Annotated in this window: 24 protein-coding genes; 4 read left to right on the top strand and 20 right to left on the bottom strand. The window is 52.4% G+C overall.

The genetic code is table 11. The features are described 5' to 3' along the window. Positions 1-58: 58 nt before the first annotated feature. The 7 genes from CWE11_RS10800 to CWE11_RS10770 are packed head-to-tail and all read right to left on the bottom strand — an operon-like array spanning position 59 to position 2,156. Positions 59-271: a hypothetical protein gene (locus tag CWE11_RS10800; RefSeq protein WP_126777641.1), complete on the bottom strand. Its 213-nt coding sequence runs from the start codon at positions 269-271 to the stop codon at positions 59-61. Position 272: 1 nt separating this feature from the next. Continuing rightward, the gene (locus CWE11_RS10795; RefSeq protein WP_126777640.1) at positions 273-779 is read right to left on the bottom strand and encodes a hypothetical protein; all 507 of its coding nucleotides are present in this window, start codon (positions 777-779) and stop codon (positions 273-275) included. Then, positions 776-1,078, bottom strand: a complete 303-nt coding sequence (locus CWE11_RS10790; RefSeq protein ID WP_126777639.1) for a hypothetical protein — start codon at positions 1,076-1,078, stop codon at positions 776-778. Before CWE11_RS10790 ends, CWE11_RS10795 begins: the two co-directional genes overlap by 4 nt. After that, the gene (locus tag CWE11_RS10785) at positions 1,069-1,407 is read right to left on the bottom strand and encodes a hypothetical protein (protein ID WP_126777638.1); all 339 of its coding nucleotides are present in this window, start codon (positions 1,405-1,407) and stop codon (positions 1,069-1,071) included. The genes CWE11_RS10790 and CWE11_RS10785 overlap by 10 nt, the downstream gene beginning before the upstream one ends. Continuing rightward, positions 1,400-1,690, bottom strand: coding sequence for a hypothetical protein (locus tag CWE11_RS10780; protein ID WP_126777637.1), 291 nt, complete (start codon positions 1,688-1,690; stop codon positions 1,400-1,402). The genes CWE11_RS10785 and CWE11_RS10780 overlap by 8 nt, the downstream gene beginning before the upstream one ends. Then, complete coding sequence (locus CWE11_RS10775) at positions 1,687-1,977, bottom strand: hypothetical protein (RefSeq protein ID WP_126777636.1); 291 nt, start codon at positions 1,975-1,977, stop codon at positions 1,687-1,689. The genes CWE11_RS10780 and CWE11_RS10775 overlap by 4 nt, the downstream gene beginning before the upstream one ends. After that, complete coding sequence (locus tag CWE11_RS10770) at positions 1,974-2,156, bottom strand: hypothetical protein (protein WP_126777635.1); 183 nt, start codon at positions 2,154-2,156, stop codon at positions 1,974-1,976. Before CWE11_RS10770 ends, CWE11_RS10775 begins: the two co-directional genes overlap by 4 nt. 445 nt (positions 2,157-2,601) lie before the next feature. Here CWE11_RS10770 and CWE11_RS10765 point away from each other — a divergent pair, with 445 nt between their 5' ends. After that, positions 2,602-3,147 (top strand): hypothetical protein, encoded by a 546-nt coding sequence (locus CWE11_RS10765; protein ID WP_126777634.1) that lies wholly within the window; start codon positions 2,602-2,604, stop codon positions 3,145-3,147. A 38-nt stretch (positions 3,148-3,185) separates the two neighbouring features. On the opposite strand, the gene CWE11_RS10760 is transcribed toward CWE11_RS10765, so the two are convergent. The 12 genes from CWE11_RS10760 to CWE11_RS10705 all read right to left on the bottom strand — a co-directional run bounded on the left by CWE11_RS10760 (position 3,186) and on the right by CWE11_RS10705 (position 9,808). Continuing rightward, complete coding sequence (locus CWE11_RS10760; protein ID WP_126777633.1) at positions 3,186-3,641, bottom strand: phage virion morphogenesis protein; 456 nt, start codon at positions 3,639-3,641, stop codon at positions 3,186-3,188. Next, a complete protein-coding gene (locus CWE11_RS10755; protein WP_126777632.1) occupies positions 3,638-4,120 on the bottom strand; it encodes a phage tail protein in 483 nt (160 codons plus the stop codon). Before CWE11_RS10755 ends, CWE11_RS10760 begins: the two co-directional genes overlap by 4 nt. Next, a complete protein-coding gene (locus CWE11_RS10750) occupies positions 4,113-4,373 on the bottom strand; it encodes a hypothetical protein (protein WP_157981349.1) in 261 nt (86 codons plus the stop codon). The genes CWE11_RS10755 and CWE11_RS10750 overlap by 8 nt, the downstream gene beginning before the upstream one ends. Then, positions 4,336-4,620: an Rz1-like lysis system protein LysC gene (gene lysC, locus CWE11_RS12275; RefSeq protein WP_126777630.1), complete on the bottom strand. Its 285-nt coding sequence runs from the start codon at positions 4,618-4,620 to the stop codon at positions 4,336-4,338. The genes CWE11_RS10750 and lysC overlap by 38 nt, the downstream gene beginning before the upstream one ends. Before the next feature lie 258 nt (positions 4,621-4,878). Then, positions 4,879-5,730, bottom strand: a complete 852-nt coding sequence (locus tag CWE11_RS10740; RefSeq protein WP_126777629.1) for an N-acetylmuramidase domain-containing protein — start codon at positions 5,728-5,730, stop codon at positions 4,879-4,881. Next, positions 5,727-6,089: a phage holin family protein gene (locus tag CWE11_RS10735; protein ID WP_126777628.1), complete on the bottom strand. Its 363-nt coding sequence runs from the start codon at positions 6,087-6,089 to the stop codon at positions 5,727-5,729. The genes CWE11_RS10740 and CWE11_RS10735 overlap by 4 nt, the downstream gene beginning before the upstream one ends. Further along, positions 6,086-6,457 carry a putative holin gene (locus CWE11_RS10730; RefSeq protein WP_126777627.1) on the bottom strand — a complete coding sequence of 124 codons (372 nt, stop codon included), beginning with the start codon at positions 6,455-6,457 and terminating at the stop codon, positions 6,086-6,088. Before CWE11_RS10730 ends, CWE11_RS10735 begins: the two co-directional genes overlap by 4 nt. 4 nt (positions 6,458-6,461) lie before the next feature. After that, entirely contained in the window at positions 6,462-6,665 is a 204-nt protein-coding gene (locus CWE11_RS10725; protein ID WP_126777626.1) for a tail protein X, read from the bottom strand. Beyond that, a complete protein-coding gene (locus CWE11_RS10720) occupies positions 6,665-7,135 on the bottom strand; it encodes a head completion/stabilization protein (RefSeq protein ID WP_241971784.1) in 471 nt (156 codons plus the stop codon). The genes CWE11_RS10725 and CWE11_RS10720 overlap by 1 nt, the downstream gene beginning before the upstream one ends. Before the next feature lie 107 nt (positions 7,136-7,242). Beyond that, a complete protein-coding gene (gpM, locus tag CWE11_RS10715; RefSeq protein ID WP_126777625.1) occupies positions 7,243-7,908 on the bottom strand; it encodes a phage terminase small subunit in 666 nt (221 codons plus the stop codon). 13 nt (positions 7,909-7,921) lie between these two features. Beyond that, positions 7,922-8,959, bottom strand: a complete 1,038-nt coding sequence (locus CWE11_RS10710) for a phage major capsid protein, P2 family (protein WP_126777624.1) — start codon at positions 8,957-8,959, stop codon at positions 7,922-7,924. 12 nt (positions 8,960-8,971) lie between these two features. Continuing rightward, a complete protein-coding gene (locus tag CWE11_RS10705) occupies positions 8,972-9,808 on the bottom strand; it encodes a GPO family capsid scaffolding protein (RefSeq protein ID WP_126777623.1) in 837 nt (278 codons plus the stop codon). Between the two features lie 157 nt (positions 9,809-9,965). Between CWE11_RS10705 and CWE11_RS10700 the strand changes: the two genes are divergently transcribed. Continuing rightward, positions 9,966-11,729, top strand: a complete 1,764-nt coding sequence (locus tag CWE11_RS10700; protein WP_126777622.1) for a terminase ATPase subunit family protein — start codon at positions 9,966-9,968, stop codon at positions 11,727-11,729. Continuing rightward, positions 11,726-12,712, top strand: coding sequence for a phage portal protein (locus tag CWE11_RS10695; RefSeq protein ID WP_126777621.1), 987 nt, complete (start codon positions 11,726-11,728; stop codon positions 12,710-12,712). The genes CWE11_RS10700 and CWE11_RS10695 overlap by 4 nt, the downstream gene beginning before the upstream one ends. A 654-nt stretch (positions 12,713-13,366) precedes the next feature. Here the strand turns inward: CWE11_RS10695 and CWE11_RS10690 are convergent. Next, positions 13,367-14,437: a site-specific integrase gene (locus CWE11_RS10690; RefSeq protein ID WP_126777620.1), complete on the bottom strand. Its 1,071-nt coding sequence runs from the start codon at positions 14,435-14,437 to the stop codon at positions 13,367-13,369. A 91-nt stretch (positions 14,438-14,528) separates the two neighbouring features. Between CWE11_RS10690 and dusA the strand changes: the two genes are divergently transcribed. After that, on the top strand, positions 14,529-15,569 hold the full coding sequence (gene dusA, locus CWE11_RS10685) for a tRNA dihydrouridine(20/20a) synthase DusA (RefSeq protein WP_126777619.1): 1,041 nt from the start codon (positions 14,529-14,531) through the stop codon (positions 15,567-15,569). The last annotated feature ends 204 nt before the right edge of the window (positions 15,570-15,773 follow it).

Genomic DNA, 15,773 nt, shown 5'->3' with positions numbered 1-15,773 from the left:
GGGTTTGTTCTGGATAAAAAAAGCCCAGCGCTGTGGCTGGGCTTTGGTGTGGTGGTTTTTATTCGCTGGCTTCGATAGACCAGGCTTGAATGTTATTGACGTGTAGCTTCATTAACTTAGCCACCTTATCCGCTTCCACCTTCTCGCTGCCGGCGGCCTCCAAAAGCTCTGTCAGGCATTCCATTGCGGTGACTGATTCATCAATCATCAAGCTTGCTTGTTGCTTGGTGGGTAGGTCTCGGTACTCGTCTAGCAAAATTGGAGTGGCCATATTACTTATCTCCTTTCAGAAGAATGGTGGCCACACGCAAAGCGGTGGCGTGGTCAAGTGATTCTGTGTCGCCATTAGTCATGACAGAAACACAATCGTTCAATGCGCGCTCAAGCCGCTGGCAGCGTTCTGCAGTCCACTGAATGCCGTCCTGAAGTGCTTTGTGGTCTTCAGGGCTGGCAATCACAACGGCGCGGGGCATGGCTTCACCCAAAAACTGGTAAACCTGCAAACCGTGCGGCTCCGCAATTGCGCGTAGGTGGTTCAGGCGCGGGTCTACCATAGTAACCATAGCATCACGGCGGTGAACCCAGTGCTCAACCGGCCTGCAGCTGTTAATAATACAGTGCTCACGGGGTAGCTTGGTTCGCTCCATGGCCCATTCACGGGCGCGGCCTTCGTTGGGTGCGCGCACAATCAGGGTTTGCGTGACTTCACCATCGGTCAGGGTTAATGCCCAGCAGTTCGCGGGCTTGCTATCGTGTAGTGCTAATGCTGGCTGGCTCATGGCTTCACCTCGTTAACCAGGTTGTTTTTAATGCCGCAGTTCTCAGCCAGCCAAAGGGCGGCTTCGCGGTTAATTAAAACGTGAATATAAACGTGCTTCTCGTTCGGCGTCGTAACAAAGAGCCGGTACGACTCTGGCGCTGCCTCTGGGTGCGCCTTAATCAGGCACTGTTCCCGGGTGGTCTCAACCGTCAGCGGGTGCGCGTGAATGGTGATCACGTTGAACCCTTTTAGCACCATGATTGCGGCGCCCTGTTCCAGGTGAACCGCCCAGCCTTTTGGGTGTTCTGCTATACACATAACGCACCCCGCTCAACTGGTGACAGAAAGCGGTTGTCCGCATACTCACTATGGGGCAGTTCGTTGCGTAGGCGCTTCAATTGCTTCGGGTTTAACCCCAGCGCAATCCGAACAGGACCCCCACAGTTACGGCAATGTGAATCCGCCATAACTTCCAGCATGCCGAACTCAACACCTGGGCAGCCGGGCGCAAGGTCGCGGGTTAGGCGAATGCTGCGCTGTGGTACCTCAATGTTGAGAGGGCCAATGTCGATACGAACGCGCTGGCCCAGGCTGTGCACGTTGATATTGCCAGCAAGGTTATTAATGGATGTTAAGCGCTTAGGCATGGGCTACCTCCCGCGCTTCGCTCAGCTTTTCAACTACCGCAATGAAGTCGACGCTGTTTAACCAGTGGTGCAATGCGGCGTGCATCCAGCTCACCATGCCGTGGCATGGCTCAAAGCATGGGTCACTGGCCATTTCATTGCTGCAGTTACGCCAAAACTCTTCAAGCTTACGCGCGGCCTGCTCGGTGCTAACCACGCCCAGCGCGGCGCTTTCAAACGAAAGCCCGCCCGTTCGCTCTACTGCTAAGGTGCTTTCAAACACGGCTTGGGTGGCGTGGTTCATAGGTCACCTCCCGCGCTGATTTGGCGTAGCTGCTCAACCTCTTCAATCAGCTCGCTGCTTTGCTGCTTTGAGTACACAACTTCATCAAGCAGGCGTGTGGCGCGGCGCAACATGGCGTTGCTGTGTGCGTTGCGTTCTTCGCTTTCCGTGAGCTGCCGGCGCAGCTCGTTCATTTGTGCACGCTGGCTTTCCACCTTGCCTCTCAGCCGCAGGTTTTCAATGGTCATCAGGTCGTGGCGGGTGAAAAACGCGATGCCAGTGCGTGGGTGTATTTTGGACTGGCTCATGCAACACCCCCTTCACGGCGAGCGTGTGTGCGGGCCTGCAATACCAGTGGCATGCCAGGGAAGTTTTTGCGGGCTTGCTCTTCAGTGTGGGCGAAGGTTGAAACGGTGCGCAGCTTTTTAAGCTGAGCCAGTTTTTGGCTGCTATGAGCCACGATAAAGGTATAAACCATTGTTGCCATCTCCTTGTGTTTGGAAATGGCGGATCGGGTAGCCGCAAGACAGTGCACCACAAGGGAATGCACAGATGGGGGCGTTTTCTTTGGCTCCCGACCCATGCCCCCAGTCAACGGTTCGTGTTGAATGGCCCAGCGGGGTGCTGGGTTTAACGCATGAAGTCTTTCGTGTCCCTTGTGGTTCAAAGCTTGCGGGTGTCTAATCCGCCAACTCGTTAGCTGGGTGTCTAATCCAGCTGCGAATAGTCTTGCACATTTTATTCGGGCGGTAAAGCCACCCAAGCCGATTTTATTGCATTCCATAGTAATACTCCGTAGTTAGTCCAACCGGCTGGTGTTAGTTATTGCGCGCGGGCAAAAGACTACGCACACCTATGACGGCTGGCAAGTGTTTGTAAAGAACCTATAAAAGTGCTAAAAATACCTGCTCAATTAACTGCGTGAGGTGATCATGAAAAAAGGAATTTATATAACTCTGGGTGTCCTGTTCGGGCTGGCTGTTATTGGTGCGTTCGTTGAAGATGAGCAGCCAAAAGAAAGCTATGAGCAAGTTGCTGTTGAAGTTAGTGAGCCGGTGCCAGCTGTCGGCCAGGGCGATCAGTCGGAAGATGTAGTCGAGGATGAGCGGGCGCAGCTTCTCGCAGAAAAAGCGGCGTACTATGAAGGTTGGATTGAAGAGGTTAAGCGCCTTCGTGCGCAGATTGAGACCGCAAAAGAGGCTTGGTGGCAAGCAAGTCCTGATGATGATTATGCAGCTGGTCAGTGGGGAGCCTTTGCGCAAAGCTTTCGCCAGCAAAGCCAAAAGCTTATGGATGACTGGCGTCAACCAAGTGATATTCAGCTTGTGTTTGAAGGTTTTTCTTCTCAGCCAGGAACGCTGGTTAGCATGATGCTTAATCCTGTTGCGTTCAGAAACACTGATGAATATGAAGAAAGAGTTCGTCTGTATAATGAGGCGCTGGTATCTGCAGAGCAGTTCATTCAGGAACACAAATAGTCCCATATTAGTTCTTCTGTAATTTTAAAGAGCGGCACTTAGCGCTTGGCTAAGTGCTGAATCATCAAGTCTTCTACGGTCTGCAAGTCTTGCTTTGTAAAGCCAAGTAACTGGCGTTCTTCCATCTGTACTCGAGTATTTTTATTCACCCGGGCGCGCAGGCCGTAATGGTGCTCCCGCGCTATGCGGCTTACTAAACCGCGAAAGCCTACGCCCGCCTCGTTCGGGTTTGAGCTGGGCCGCATAAACTGGGTGCGGTGAATGCGCCTGAACATACGCAAGCTGCCTCGGCGTCTGCGCCCCGTGGGTTGCTCTTGTGGTTTGCGTGGGGCGTGGGGCGTACCGTCTGGGTTGCGGTTCTCCCTGATGCGCCGGGCTTGGCTGCCACGCATAGTGCGCGCAATGTCGCGGGTTAAACGCTTGCGCTCGCCAGCGCTGAGGTTGTTCAGCAGGGCGTCAACGCGGTCGTTTATCAGGTGTAGGTCATCACTCATGGTTCGCCGCCTGTGTCGCCAACTTCTACCTGTTGCCCCTGAATAAATAGCTCCCACTCAAATTCGGCATAGGGGTTTATGTCAGGTTCTGGCAGGTGCTCCACCTTCATGCCTTCATCGGTCTGGCTTACCTTTACCCGCTCGGTCAGGTCCAGCGTTATTTCAATGTCGGCGGTGTTGTTGTTCAAAAGCTCCGCGCGAAACTGAATGCCAGTTTTGCGCTTGTCAGGGTTGGCCAATAGCTCATGCTGGTTGCGGTAAAGCCATGCCAGCAGCGGCACCATAATAGTGTCGGAATGGTCGGCATAATCGGTCACCAGCACAATGCACTTATACTGGTACTCGAAGCTGAGGTTTTCTTTCACTGTGGTGGCAGCTAAGTTGCCCTGGTCAATGTAAACCTGCAGGCGGTCAGGGTTGCGGCCCAAGAATGGCAGAGCATTAATTAACAGGTCGCGTATCTGGTTGGGCTTATTCACTGTGTTCGGCCCCCGCGTGCGGTTGGCGGTACCAGCCTTGCTTGTTCATTTCCTCTTCGCTGAGCTGGCGAATGTTGCCGGCGACCAGTAAAAAGTTGCGGTTTGGCCAGATGCGGTGAAGTTCTGCGCTCAGCTGCTGGGCTTCCTCGGGCCCCACGTCAGCGGGTACTTGCAGAATGCAGCCATCGTGCGGCACTATCATGCTTACGCGCTCACTAATTGCCTTGGCTTGTTTTCTCATTTTGCGTTTCATTTGCTCGCTCCTGACACTGAACAATAACGTCCACCTTGGCTGCGCAGGCGTGCCACGCAGCTTCAATGTTGCGGATGTCTTGGCTCAGGTCTTGGTTGGTTTTCGGGCTGCTGGGTGGCAGGCTGCACGGCGTCACCATTGGACAACCAATCTCGATAACCACGGGCGCCGGTGATTGCGGGGCGCTGGTGCAGCTCGCGAGCGGCAGCAGGCAACATAGTTTCAGCCCATTCTTTAAGGTCGTCATGTTCACGTTTCAATGCTTCCCATTCGGCGCTGCGTTGCAGCAGGTTTTGCTGGGCGCTTTGCAGTTCGTGTTGCAGGCTGTTGAGTGCCTGTGCGTTCGCGCTGTAGTTTTCCTGCAGGCGCTTAAGCGTTGTTTCGGTTGCGAGCTGCGCAGCGTTCGCCTGGTCAAGGCGTTCTTGTATCAGCTGAGCGTTGGTGTACTGCAGCCAGGCGTAAAGACCAGCAATCACCACCAACGCCATGGCGCCCAGTTTCAGCTTCATTGCTTGGCGCTGCCTCTGCGGGTGCGTTTTGCCTTCGCAGGGGCGGGCTCTGGCTCTTTGTACACTTGCGCAAAGTGCTCATAAGCGCGTTCAAGCTTCACGTCATACATGTTCACGTGGAAGCTGGGGCCGTTGTAACCACGTGCGAACGCTCGCCAGTCGCCTTCGTCCAATGCTTTTTTCAAATTGGGGTTGGCCTGAATGAAGCGAACCAAGGCGTCAAGCTGTTGCCCTTCGCTCTGGTTCATGGCGTCTACAAAGTGCTGAACCGATTCATAGCCCAATGTTTCAGCATGGAAACCCATGATCTGAAATAAGCCGTAACTGCAGGCTTTCAATGCTGCCTCTTTATGCAGTTGCTCAGCTTTGCCACGGCGCTGGTATTCGCCAATGCCGCCGGTGTAGCCGCCCATGCCGGTATTGCACAGGTTGGGGTACTGGCGGGCTAGCTGATCAGCTTTGGCGCGGTCTTCGCTGGCCACTTGGCGGTAAAAAATATGCCGTTCATACAAAATGGCGGCCTTGCCATTGCTGAAAAAGCCACTGCCTGAGCTTTCCACCTGCGCGATTGCAGCAATAACAGCAAGTTTCACACCCAACTTTTCAGCGGCTTGCTGCAGGTCTTTTTTGCCCAACCGCTTCGGGTCAATCACGCCAGCTAGGGCGGCTAGCGTTCGCGGGCCAGCAACGCCAATGGCGGTAATGCCGTGCTTTTCCTGGAATGCAATAACGGCCGCTTCAGTTTTATCACCAAACCAGCCATCTACTACCAGCTTGGGCTTTGCGCCTGCGGCGTTCAGGTCTTGCTGCAGGGTGCGCACATTCGCGCCTACGTCTCCGTTTCTCATGAGTTCACCTTGTTATTGTGGGCTTGTCGCTTACGCTTCGCGGCGGGCTTTGTCTTCGGTGCGTACGCAAGCCAGCGCAGTGGCTTGGGGCCGTTCTGGTCGGCCTTGATTAAGTGGGCGATGTTGCCATGGTGAGCCAGCAGGGCTATGGCCAGCGCGGTGGCCAGAACCACTTCGCTAATAGTGGGCGCGCTGGTGATGCCGCTCAGCACCGCAATAATTTGTATGAACGATGCCACCATAATGCTGTAGGCCAGCCAGCCGATAATGGGCTTGTGCGTGCCATGGCGGGTGAACAACAAAATACGGAACGCAATGGTGGCCAATAAGGCCACGTATATAACGGTTAGTGTGATCATCCCTTCTTGCCTCTGAACAATTGTGCAAAGTCAGTAGTTTCAGTCAGGCGAATAAGTTGCTGGACAATGCGGACAGAAACGGCGCTGGCAATTACAGCGCCTACGCCTGCGCTTACTTGTACGCTGGCAGGAATAAACCAGCTCATAATGGCCGCAAAGGAAGTAGCACCCAAGCAGCCAAGGGCCACGGAAACCAAAAACAAAAACAGGCGTTTCCAGTGGCTTTCAGTGCCTTCGTTCATTACAAAAATACCAGCGCCGCAAACAGCGCCAATGGCAATGCCTGGGTCGACACCCAGCAGCGGGGCGGCCAGAGCAGTGCCGGCGGCGGTCATGGTTGCGGCAGTGGTGCCTATTGGTTCATTCATCCTTCTAATCCCATAGTTGTACAAGCTTCTTTTCTTGTGGTGGTGCGTGTTCTGGCAGTTTTACCAGCGTTCCTTGTGGGATAACTGGCCCCAAGTCGGCAAGGCCCGGGTTGGCGCTTAATGCCTCTTCAGTAACCCGGCCTGTGCGCCCATAGTGGCGCTGGCATATCGCGTCGAGCGTGTCGCCCTGAATTGCGCGAACCAGCATTACAGTAACGCCACGGTTGAATGTGTTACGCCCAGAATGTCGCGAATGGCAAAGCGTGCGTCACGGCGTAGCGCAATAACAGTTTGTTCCAGTGGGTCTGTACTGTCTGCGCCTGCTTTGGTGGTGTCGTAGTCACGCATTCGCTCTATCAGGTTCGCGCGTGAAAAGCAGTACACGGCGCGGGCGTACCACTGCAAATAAGTGCTCTCGTCATTGATCTGCTCAGCGGGAACATCAGCCAATGTGTCATAGCCTTCTGCTTCACGCTCTTGGCGCCATGCTCGAAGCTCTTGGTTTACTGCAGCTACGGCATTGATTGCGGCGTGTTCAAGGCGAGGGGCTGTTACGTTGCCGTCCAGCCGCATAACTTCTCTCAGCTTCTCTAAATGAATGGCTGGCCAAAAATGGGAGCTCTGAATGGTCGCGTCTGCGGGGTTTTGTATTTCGCTCTGATTTGCAAAAAAAGACACGTCATGACTCCTATGGGTTGGGAGGTGGTCGGAACGTCATGCGCAGCGAGCAAAACAATCGGTTCCGAGCCTCCCAGGGTGCGTGGGTTACGCTCGTTTAGCGGGGGTTATTCACCTGCCGCGCTGTTCTTCTGGGCTTTCTCAAATTCCTGAATAAGCTTTTTAACGCCTGATTTTTCATCAAGCTCAAGCGCTTTCTTCAGGTGTGCAATGGCGCGTTCGTTGTCGCCGCCTTTGCCGTAAGTAATGCCCATGGCCTTCATAAGCTTGGCGCGAACCTGATCATAAATATCAAGCTCAGCAACCATGTTGCTTACTCGCTCCAAGTGCTCGATGGCCACCGGTGTTTCACTGTCGATGAACTTCAGTGCCTGGTTGGCTACTTCCTCGGTTACCAGTGTTGGCGCAGTGCGTTCATACTGGTCTGGCATATCAATTTCATGCGTGAGCACGTATTCCGCCAGGTCGAGGCCTTGGTTGTACTCACCCGCGTCAATGCACCACAGCATAACGGTGGTTAGCACGTCATTTTGCTGCCCGGTACCGGCGTGAATAACACCAGCGAGGTAGTCACGGTATTCAGGGATAAACTGGGCTTTCACCTCAGCTTTACGTTCTGAGCTTTGAACGGTTTTAAGCCGGCGCTTATGCTCGTGCAGTAGCTTAAGCATCAGCTCATAGTTGTTCATTGCCTTGTTCTGGTCCGCCGGATTAACCGCCCCCTCAAGGGCGGCTAATTTGCGCTGGCGGTTCGCTCGCGCTAGGTTTTTCATGTGCTATCTCCGGTTATGAGCCAGAAGGTGCTGCGTCGCTGATTTCAATGTTCTCAATCAGCACAACGCCTTCATAATCTTCAACCACGTAAGCGTCATTGCTGCTTTCGTAGTTTTCGACCTGATCACGTTTCGGGTTGTCCATCAAGTGGCGGCGGCGGGCGCCTTCCTGCCAGTAAATAGACAGGTTATCCAGTCGCGTAATCAAAATGGCGTTTGGCGGGAAGTAAGGAACGCGCACAGCCGGCAGGCCGCCAATGGTTTTTTGCATCTTGATAACGTCCAGAGCCAAAGACTCGGTAGGCGTATCGGCGTGCTTGTTCACCATAGGCAGGTACTTATCAGACAGCAGGGCGCGGCCAATAATAACTACCAGTTCAGGATCGTCCTGGTACCACTCTGGCAGCATTTCATTCGTTGCATTGAACACCAAAGCATCAAGGTTCTGGTAGTCAGAGCCTTCCCATGGGCCAACAGTGATTTTGCCGCTGGCTTCAGCAGCTTCGCTGAATACCTGCTCTGGTGCGTCAGTGCGGATATGAGCTAGCCAGCCAATGTTCACGTCCTGAAGCATTGGGTTTTCTGTGCGGTTGGTTTGCGCCGCTGCAGAAGTGCCGTTAAAGCCGATCATGATACGGTCAAGCGCTTGGCGGCTCAAAATGGCATCGCGCATGCGGTTCTGGAAGTCTGGGAACTTAGCCCAGGCGTCAATTTTGCTGTAGCGAATGGCTGTATCAAAGTTGGTTTGCTTACACTCATAAGAGTGCTTGGCAAGGTCTGTAGGGTCAGTGGGCTGACGGTCATTGCTGGTTGTGTCAGTGCGCCCAGCAATGGTGCTGCTAATGCCAAGGCCCACTTTTTCGCCTTTCTGCTCAACAACGCCGATCATGTTAATCATGCCAAGGAACTGCGAGCTTTCCTGTTGCTTGGTTTCGAGTTTTTGTTGAACGGTAGGGTCAACGCTGAACTTCGTGCTGACGTCTTCTACGTGGTTTAGCTCTGCCATTCGGCCAGCGTACTTGTTAAATACTTTGCGGGTTTCGTTTCTCATTGGTGCCTGTCCTTATAAACAATCGGATTCAAGTGGTGCACCGCTGGCCGGGGTGCGAGTAGGGCCGTCTGGGGTGTTTTCCAGTTGGCTTTTAAGCTCTGCAAACGCGCTCTTCTGCGCTTCCAGTTGTTCAGTTAGTTCACTGACTTGGTCTTCGAGCTTTTCGCAGCGCTCGTTCGACGTCTTTAGCGCAGCGTTGAACTCGTTCTTCAGCTCGCCAGCTTCAGTGGCGATAGCCTCAACTGCTTTATTCACGTCTGAAAAGTCAGCGCTGCTCTTCTCACCTGCTTTTTTCAAAAGGGCGGTTACGCGGCTAAACAAACTGGGCTTTTCTTCTGGTGTTTCTGGCTCTTCTTCAAGTTCAAGTTCCAGTTCAACCGCTTCTGAAAACAGGTTTTCAGGTCGGGTTTTGCGCGAGGCCAGCGGGCTTACTTGTTGCTTGGCAGAGAACTGCAGCATTTCAGTGCCTAAGCTGGCTGGCGAGTCAGTAACGGCAAGGCCAGTGAAATAGCACTCGCCGGTGTCAGCAAAATCAAGGTCGATTTCCATTGATGAATAGATTTTTTGCTTTTTCTTGTTTAGCTCAATCAGGTCATTAGTGGGTTCAATTTGAGCGTAAAGAACCAGCTTGCCTTCGCTGTTCTCTTCGGTTTTTAACGCGGTTACATCACCGTAAGCGCGGAAGTCACTATCAGGAAACAGGCCACGTATGTGCTCAAGCCACACCCGGGCGCCGTATTTGTTCGGGTCGTAATTGGCGGCCATCTGCTCAAGCCAGCTGCGCTGGATTGTGCGGCCGTCCGTGGTTGCGCCCTCGGTCGCGACACGGAAGAATTTGCTTTTTGCCATGGTCAGGTCCTATCAGTGGTTTCGGTGCAATAACGCAGTTTCTGGTATGGCTATGGTCAGCAGCGTAGCGCGCACGGTCAATGCGTTGCGGTTGTAGGGAGTATGCTGACAACGTAAAGGGCGCTGCGGGCGGCAGGGGCGCTAGTACACTGGCCGCATGAATATGATGAACCCAGACTTAGAACCCAGAATGTATGCGCGTGCTCTGTATTGGCAGGGCTTTCGCCTGCGCCGCATTGGCGAAATACTCGACGTGCCTGAAACCACAGTTTCAACCTGGAAAAAAGCGGGCAAGTGGGATGAAAGTCGCCCTATCGACCGTGTTCATGCGGTTATGGAAACCCGCATGATTCAGTTAATCAATAAGCCGGAAAAGGAAGGTAAGGACTTTAAAGAGATCGACCTTCTGGGGCGGCAAATGGAGCGCATGGCCAGAATTACCCGCTATGAGCAGACCGGGAGCGAGGCTGACCTGAACCCGAAAGTGGCGAATCGCAATAAAGGCCCCAAGCGTAAACCTGAAAGAAACGTGATTGACGATGATCAGCAAATAAAGCTTGTTGAGGCCTACCACGATAACCTTTTTGACTATCAGAAAAACTGGCACCAGGCAGGGCTGCAGCACAGAATTCGCAACATACTTAAAAGCCGCCAGATTGGTGCGACCTTCTTTTTTGCCCGTGAGGCATTTATTGACGCGGTTGAAACGGGGCGAAACCAGATATTCCTTTCAGCCAGTAAGGCCCAGGCGCACGTTTTCAAGCAGTACATCATTCAGTTCGCCAAAGATGCTGCTGGGGTTGAGCTTACCGGTGACCCTATTATTTTACCCAATGGCGCACACATGTACTTCTTGGGTACCAACGCCCGAACTGCGCAGAGCTACCATGGCAACCTGTACCTGGACGAATACTTCTGGATCCATAAGTTTCAAGAGTTCCGCAAGGTTGCCAGCGGCATGGCCATACACAAAAAATGGCGACAAACCTACTTTTCAACGCCCAGCAGCCTAACGCATGACGCTTACCCGTTCTGGTCTGGTCAGCTATACAACCGAGGGCGCGCAAAAGCGGATAAGGTTCAGCTTGATTTAACTACCTCAGCGCTGTCGCAAGGCAAGTTATGCGCGGATGGCCAGTGGCGTCAAATTATCACGGTTGAAGAGGCGGTTCGCGGTGGTTGCGACCTATTCGACTTGGATCAGCTTCGCCTTGAATACTCAGCTGATGAATACCGCAACCTGCTTATGTGCGAATTCATTGACGATACAGCCAGCGTGTTTCCTATGCCAATGCTGCAAAAATCTATGGTCGACAGCTGGGAGGTCTGGGAAGACTACAAGCCATTCGCTTTGCGACCAATGGGGCATAGAGAAGTGTGGATTGGTTACGATCCATCAAAAGGCGGGCTTGGTGATAGTGCTGGGCTTGCTGCAGTGGTGCCGCCTGCGGTACCAGGTGGCAAGTTCCGAGTAATTGAGCGCCACCAGCTCAGGGGTAAGGACTTCGAGGCGCAGGCCAAGGTAATAGAGGACATGACCAAGCGGTATAACGTCGGCTACATCGGTATTGATATTACCGGCATTGGTGAGGGTGTATACCAGCTGGTCAAGAAGTTCTTCCCCATGGTCACCACCTTCACTTACTCACCAATAGTGAAGAGTCGGCTAGTAATGAAGGCCTATGACGTGATCAGCAAGGGGCGGCTGGAATTTGACGCTGGCCATCAAGATATTGCCCAAGCGTTTATGAGTATCCGAAAAACCACCACCGCCGGCGGGCGCGCACCTACCTATGAAGCCAGCCGTTCTGAGGACGTCAGCCACGCTGATGTTGCATGGGCGGTTATGCACGCATTACACCATGAGCCGCTTGAAGGTCGCAGCGGTTCGAATGAATCATTTATGGAGCTAAATGGATGAGTAAAAGCCAATTCGAGGCGTTCACATTCGGTGAGCCCACGCCAGTTCTGAACCAGCGTGAAATTTTTGACTATCTGGAATCAATGAACAACGGGCGCTACTACGAGCCGCCGCTATCATTGCATGGGCTCAGCCGTATATACCGTGCCGCCGTGCATCACGCCAGTGCTATACAGGTGAAGCGCAACATACTGCGCAGCTGCTTTATTCCTCACAAAAAATTCAGCACAGAAGACTTCACCGCGGTGGTTATGGACCTGCTTGTGTTCGCCAATTTTTACGTCGAGCGACAAAAGAACCGCCTGGGCGGCTCACTGAAATTCAAGCGCTCACCGGCTAAGTACACGCGCCGGGGGCTTGAAGATGGGGTGTTCTGGTGGATTGGCAACCCTGGCAAAGACGAGGAATTCAAAGAGGGTGTTGTTTTTCAGGGTATGGAATCGGACATTGACCAAGAGATTTATGGCATACCCGACTACACGGCCAGCATGAATTCGAGCCTGCTGAACGAATCGGCCACATTATTCCGGCGCAAATACTACGAAAACGGCTCTCATGCCGGTTTTATTCTGCACATGACCGATGCAATGAACAATGAGGGTGATATTGAAGCTTTGCGAAAGGCCATGAAGGACAGTAAAGGCCCTGGTAACTTCCGGAACCTACTGCTTTACAACCCGGGCGGCAGCAAAGATGGCATAAAGCTGATACCGGTGGCTGAAGTGGCCGCGAAAGACGAGTTTTTAAGCATTAAAAACGTGTCGCGGGATGATCAGCTTGCCGCTCACCGTGTGCCGCCGCAGCTCATGGGTATTGTGCCTAATAATACTGGCGGCTTTGGTGACGCCAGCAAGGCCGCGCAGGTGTTCGATGCCAACGAAATGGAGTCGCTGCGGGCTACGCTACTGACCTTAAATGAGTGGGCTGGTGAAGAAATTGTCCGCTTTAAGCCTTACTCCCTTGCCGTTGGAAGCGATACCTGACCACATCCACGCCTCTCCAATGGACTTTGGCCCAGCAACCCGCTGGGTCTTTTTTTTGCTCATTTTTTGGCGCTGAAAAACCCAGTGGGGAGCGACCGCGCGCGGTTTAACCCACCCCACACCTGCCCGCTTTGTGTCTGTAAATTCACTTTTTAGAAAAAAGGCGACAGCGCCTTTCAGGCTGGGGGCTTCGAGCAGGGCGCTAGGCCTTGATTTGTAACGCTTTTTAACGGTAATCAATGAGCAAACAAAGGGGTTGTTTTTACCGGCGAGACTTTTACTACTGAGGGGGGTCTTCGGAAAAAGGTAACATTGGTAACCTGCCTGTTTTTGAGGGGTTAAGTGTATGATTTATAAGGTTTTGCAAGGTTACCTTTTAAAGGTAATTTATGGTAACCAAAAAGGTAACCTTTACTTAAGTGTTTGAAAATAAAGCCTTTATAAAATAGCAGATATTACCATTTAAAAAGGTAACCTATTACCTTTCAGTTACCTTAAATGTTACCTTTTTAGGTAAGTATATAATTCATATATAACAGTAACTTACACGCTCTTTTTGCTAGAGGTTACCAATGTTACCTTTTTCCGAAGCCCCCCCCTGACTTTATTTTTACCACTTTAACGCGCGTGTGCGTACGTGTGTAAATCTATATTTTATTCCTTTGCTAAATCTCTCAATGAACCAGGATTAATTTGCTGGTACACATTCCACAGCATGTTGAAGTTCCTGTGGCCGGTCACCTGGATAACCTCTTCAATGTGATACCCCATTTCAAACAACCTGGTTGCTCCCTCGCGTCTAAGGTCGTGGTACCGTAAATCTTTTATGCCCAACTCATTTCTTACGCGCTGAAATCCGGCACTGACTGAGCGCGGGCAAACGGGAAAAATCAGATCACCTTTTACCGGCTGCTTTTCGATGATAGCCATAGAACCACCCAGCAGCGGAACGAACATGTGATTACCTTCTTTCTTGCGCGGGTCCTTCCTGTTCCTGACCGTAATTAGCCGCCTTTCCTTGTCCAGGTCATCCCAGCGCAGCGCGCAAACTTCACCAATGCGCATGCAGGTTAGAATTGAGAAGTCGAGAATATCAACAAAGGGTATATGCGCAGCTCTATGGCTTTGCCTTTTGGCCAGACCTTCCCGCAACTTATCTAGCTCAAGCTGCGTCGGCCGCCTGGTTCTTCGCTGGCTTCTGCCAACTAAGCGCATTTTAACCAGTACCGGCATTGCCTCTGCTATAACGTCGACGTTGCACTTAACGCCAAATACTGGCCCGCCTAACTTCATCACTGCCCGTAGATATGAAATGTCGTGATACACAGTTGTCGGCTTGGCCCCGGCCTCGCCCCTGTTCTTGCAGTGGGTTATTAAGTGCTGCGCGCTTAAGGCGTCCGTTCTCACCATTGATATGTCACAATCCCTGAGCAGCTGAATAACGTAGCGCTTAGTTCTGCCGGTACCATCCCATATTCTGGGCTCTGCAATGTAAAGGTCGATTAGTTCACCTATGGTAATTACCCGCGCGCTGGATTCGCCAGGTATGCCGAATTCATTAATGTAAGCCACCCGCTTGGTTCCCCATGCGTTGGCCATCTTGTCGTTCCTGAAAGTCTTGGATTCTTGGTGTATAATCCGGCGGTCTTTTTTTACGCGAACGCTGCAGCGGTAGCTGATGCCGCCATTTGCACGCTTGCGCGGCTCAATGAAATACGATGCCATAATTGCTGTCCTATTTTTTTGGGTGCCCTATGGGTGACCCAATAAGACAACAAACGGCAATTAAAAGCAATTCTCAGTAATTTGGGGTTTTATGAAAACAAACACAAACTCAGCTGCAGCGCAGGACACAAAGAAAAGCGGGGCTCCGGTGTTTTCCGTAGCCCCGATGTTAGATTGGACCGATCGCCATTGTCGATTTTTCCATCGCCAAATTTCGCAGCAAGCGTTGCTGTACACCGAAATGGTCACGACAGGTGCGATTATTCACGGACGTGCAGATTACCTTGCGTACAATGAAGCGGAGCACCCTGTCGCTTTGCAGTTAGGCGGCAGCGACCCGAAAGAACTCGCCCATTGTGCAGCGCTGGCACAAGCACGTGGTTATGATGAGGTTAACTTAAACGTCGGCTGCCCGTCTGATCGCGTCCAGAATGGTCGGTTTGGTGCCTGCTTGATGGCCGAGCCACACCTTGTGGCCGAGTGTGTTAAAGCGATGCAGGATGCTGCACCTGAGATTCCGATTACCGTAAAGACCCGGCTCGGAATTGATGAACATGACAGCTACGCCTTTCTCCAAGCGTTTATTGAACCCTTGCTGGAGGTGAATTGCCCACGGATTATTTTGCATGCTCGAAAGGCATGGCTCAATGGTTTAAGTCCGAAAGAAAACCGTGAGATTCCTCCGCTTGATTACGATCGGGTCTATCAGGCGAAGCAAGACTACCCAGACCTCGAAATTCATGTGAATGGTGGGGTGCAATCTTTGGCGGAAGCGCGCAACCATTTGAATTTTGTGGACGGTGTAATGATTGGCCGAGCGGCCTATCAAAATCCATGGATGCTCGCTGAGGTGGACGCACTGCTTTCAGGTGATGTGAATTCACGAGACAAGCGTGATGTCCTGGTTGCGATGGCAACTTACATTGAACAATATTTATCAGAAGGTGGCCGATTTTGGCATGTTGCGCGGCATATGCTTGGGTTATTTCAAGCGAGTCCGGGTGCGCGGCAATGGCGTCGCCACCTTTCGGAAAATGGTCCACGCGCTGAGTCTGTTCAACCTTTGTGGGATGCGTATGCAATTGTAGAGCGTGAGACCGCGCGCGCGGCAGCGCGACTTGCAACCTCTTAGTCAAAAAGACTAACACACCCTAAAAAATAGTGAAAAAGACCACCTGGGGAGTTTACTCCTATTGGGTGGTCTTTTTTGTTGTGCGCCGGGCACGGCGCGTTGCGCCCTGACGGGTGCTATTCCTGTACAGGTGGTACTGACAGGATGACTTGGAGGTGAGAGTCCTCTGTGAGCCCGGTAAGGGGAATCACTAGCTGAACCGCA

The sequence above is a fragment of the Aliidiomarina sanyensis genome, assembly GCF_003987175.1.
GTDB classification, from domain to species: Bacteria; Pseudomonadota; Gammaproteobacteria; order Enterobacterales; family Alteromonadaceae; genus Aliidiomarina; species Aliidiomarina sanyensis.
Note: the sequence above shows the minus strand (reverse complement) of the source record. Positions and strands in the feature narration are given on the sequence as shown.

Coding starts and splice junctions, on each gene's coding strand:
- CWE11_RS10800 (WP_126777641.1), bottom strand. CDS start 271: ATGGCCACTCCAATTTTGCTAGACGAGTACCGAGACCTACCCACCAAG.
- CWE11_RS10795 (WP_126777640.1), bottom strand. CDS start 779: ATGAGCCAGCCAGCATTAGCACTACACGATAGCAAGCCCGCGAACTGC.
- CWE11_RS10790 (WP_126777639.1), bottom strand. CDS start 1,078: ATGTGTATAGCAGAACACCCAAAAGGCTGGGCGGTTCACCTGGAACAG.
- CWE11_RS10785 (WP_126777638.1), bottom strand. CDS start 1,407: ATGCCTAAGCGCTTAACATCCATTAATAACCTTGCTGGCAATATCAAC.
- CWE11_RS10780 (WP_126777637.1), bottom strand. CDS start 1,690: ATGAACCACGCCACCCAAGCCGTGTTTGAAAGCACCTTAGCAGTAGAG.
- CWE11_RS10775 (WP_126777636.1), bottom strand. CDS start 1,977: ATGAGCCAGTCCAAAATACACCCACGCACTGGCATCGCGTTTTTCACC.
- CWE11_RS10770 (WP_126777635.1), bottom strand. CDS start 2,156: ATGGCAACAATGGTTTATACCTTTATCGTGGCTCATAGCAGCCAAAAA.
- CWE11_RS10765 (WP_126777634.1), top strand. CDS start 2,602: ATGAAAAAAGGAATTTATATAACTCTGGGTGTCCTGTTCGGGCTGGCT.
- CWE11_RS10760 (WP_126777633.1), bottom strand. CDS start 3,641: ATGAGTGATGACCTACACCTGATAAACGACCGCGTTGACGCCCTGCTG.
- CWE11_RS10750 (WP_157981349.1), bottom strand. CDS start 4,373: ATGAAACGCAAAATGAGAAAACAAGCCAAGGCAATTAGTGAGCGCGTA.
- lysC (WP_126777630.1), bottom strand. CDS start 4,620: ATGACGACCTTAAAGAATGGGCTGAAACTATGTTGCCTGCTGCCGCTC.
- CWE11_RS10740 (WP_126777629.1), bottom strand. CDS start 5,730: ATGAGAAACGGAGACGTAGGCGCGAATGTGCGCACCCTGCAGCAAGAC.
- CWE11_RS10735 (WP_126777628.1), bottom strand. CDS start 6,089: ATGATCACACTAACCGTTATATACGTGGCCTTATTGGCCACCATTGCG.
- CWE11_RS10730 (WP_126777627.1), bottom strand. CDS start 6,457: ATGAATGAACCAATAGGCACCACTGCCGCAACCATGACCGCCGCCGGC.
- CWE11_RS10725 (WP_126777626.1), bottom strand. CDS start 6,665: ATGCTGGTTCGCGCAATTCAGGGCGACACGCTCGACGCGATATGCCAG.
- gpM (WP_126777625.1), bottom strand. CDS start 7,908: ATGAAAAACCTAGCGCGAGCGAACCGCCAGCGCAAATTAGCCGCCCTT.
- CWE11_RS10710 (WP_126777624.1), bottom strand. CDS start 8,959: ATGAGAAACGAAACCCGCAAAGTATTTAACAAGTACGCTGGCCGAATG.
- CWE11_RS10705 (WP_126777623.1), bottom strand. CDS start 9,808: ATGGCAAAAAGCAAATTCTTCCGTGTCGCGACCGAGGGCGCAACCACG.
- CWE11_RS10700 (WP_126777622.1), top strand. CDS start 9,966: ATGAATATGATGAACCCAGACTTAGAACCCAGAATGTATGCGCGTGCT.
- CWE11_RS10695 (WP_126777621.1), top strand. CDS start 11,726: ATGAGTAAAAGCCAATTCGAGGCGTTCACATTCGGTGAGCCCACGCCA.
- CWE11_RS10690 (WP_126777620.1), bottom strand. CDS start 14,437: ATGGCATCGTATTTCATTGAGCCGCGCAAGCGTGCAAATGGCGGCATC.
- dusA (WP_126777619.1), top strand. CDS start 14,529: ATGAAAACAAACACAAACTCAGCTGCAGCGCAGGACACAAAGAAAAGC.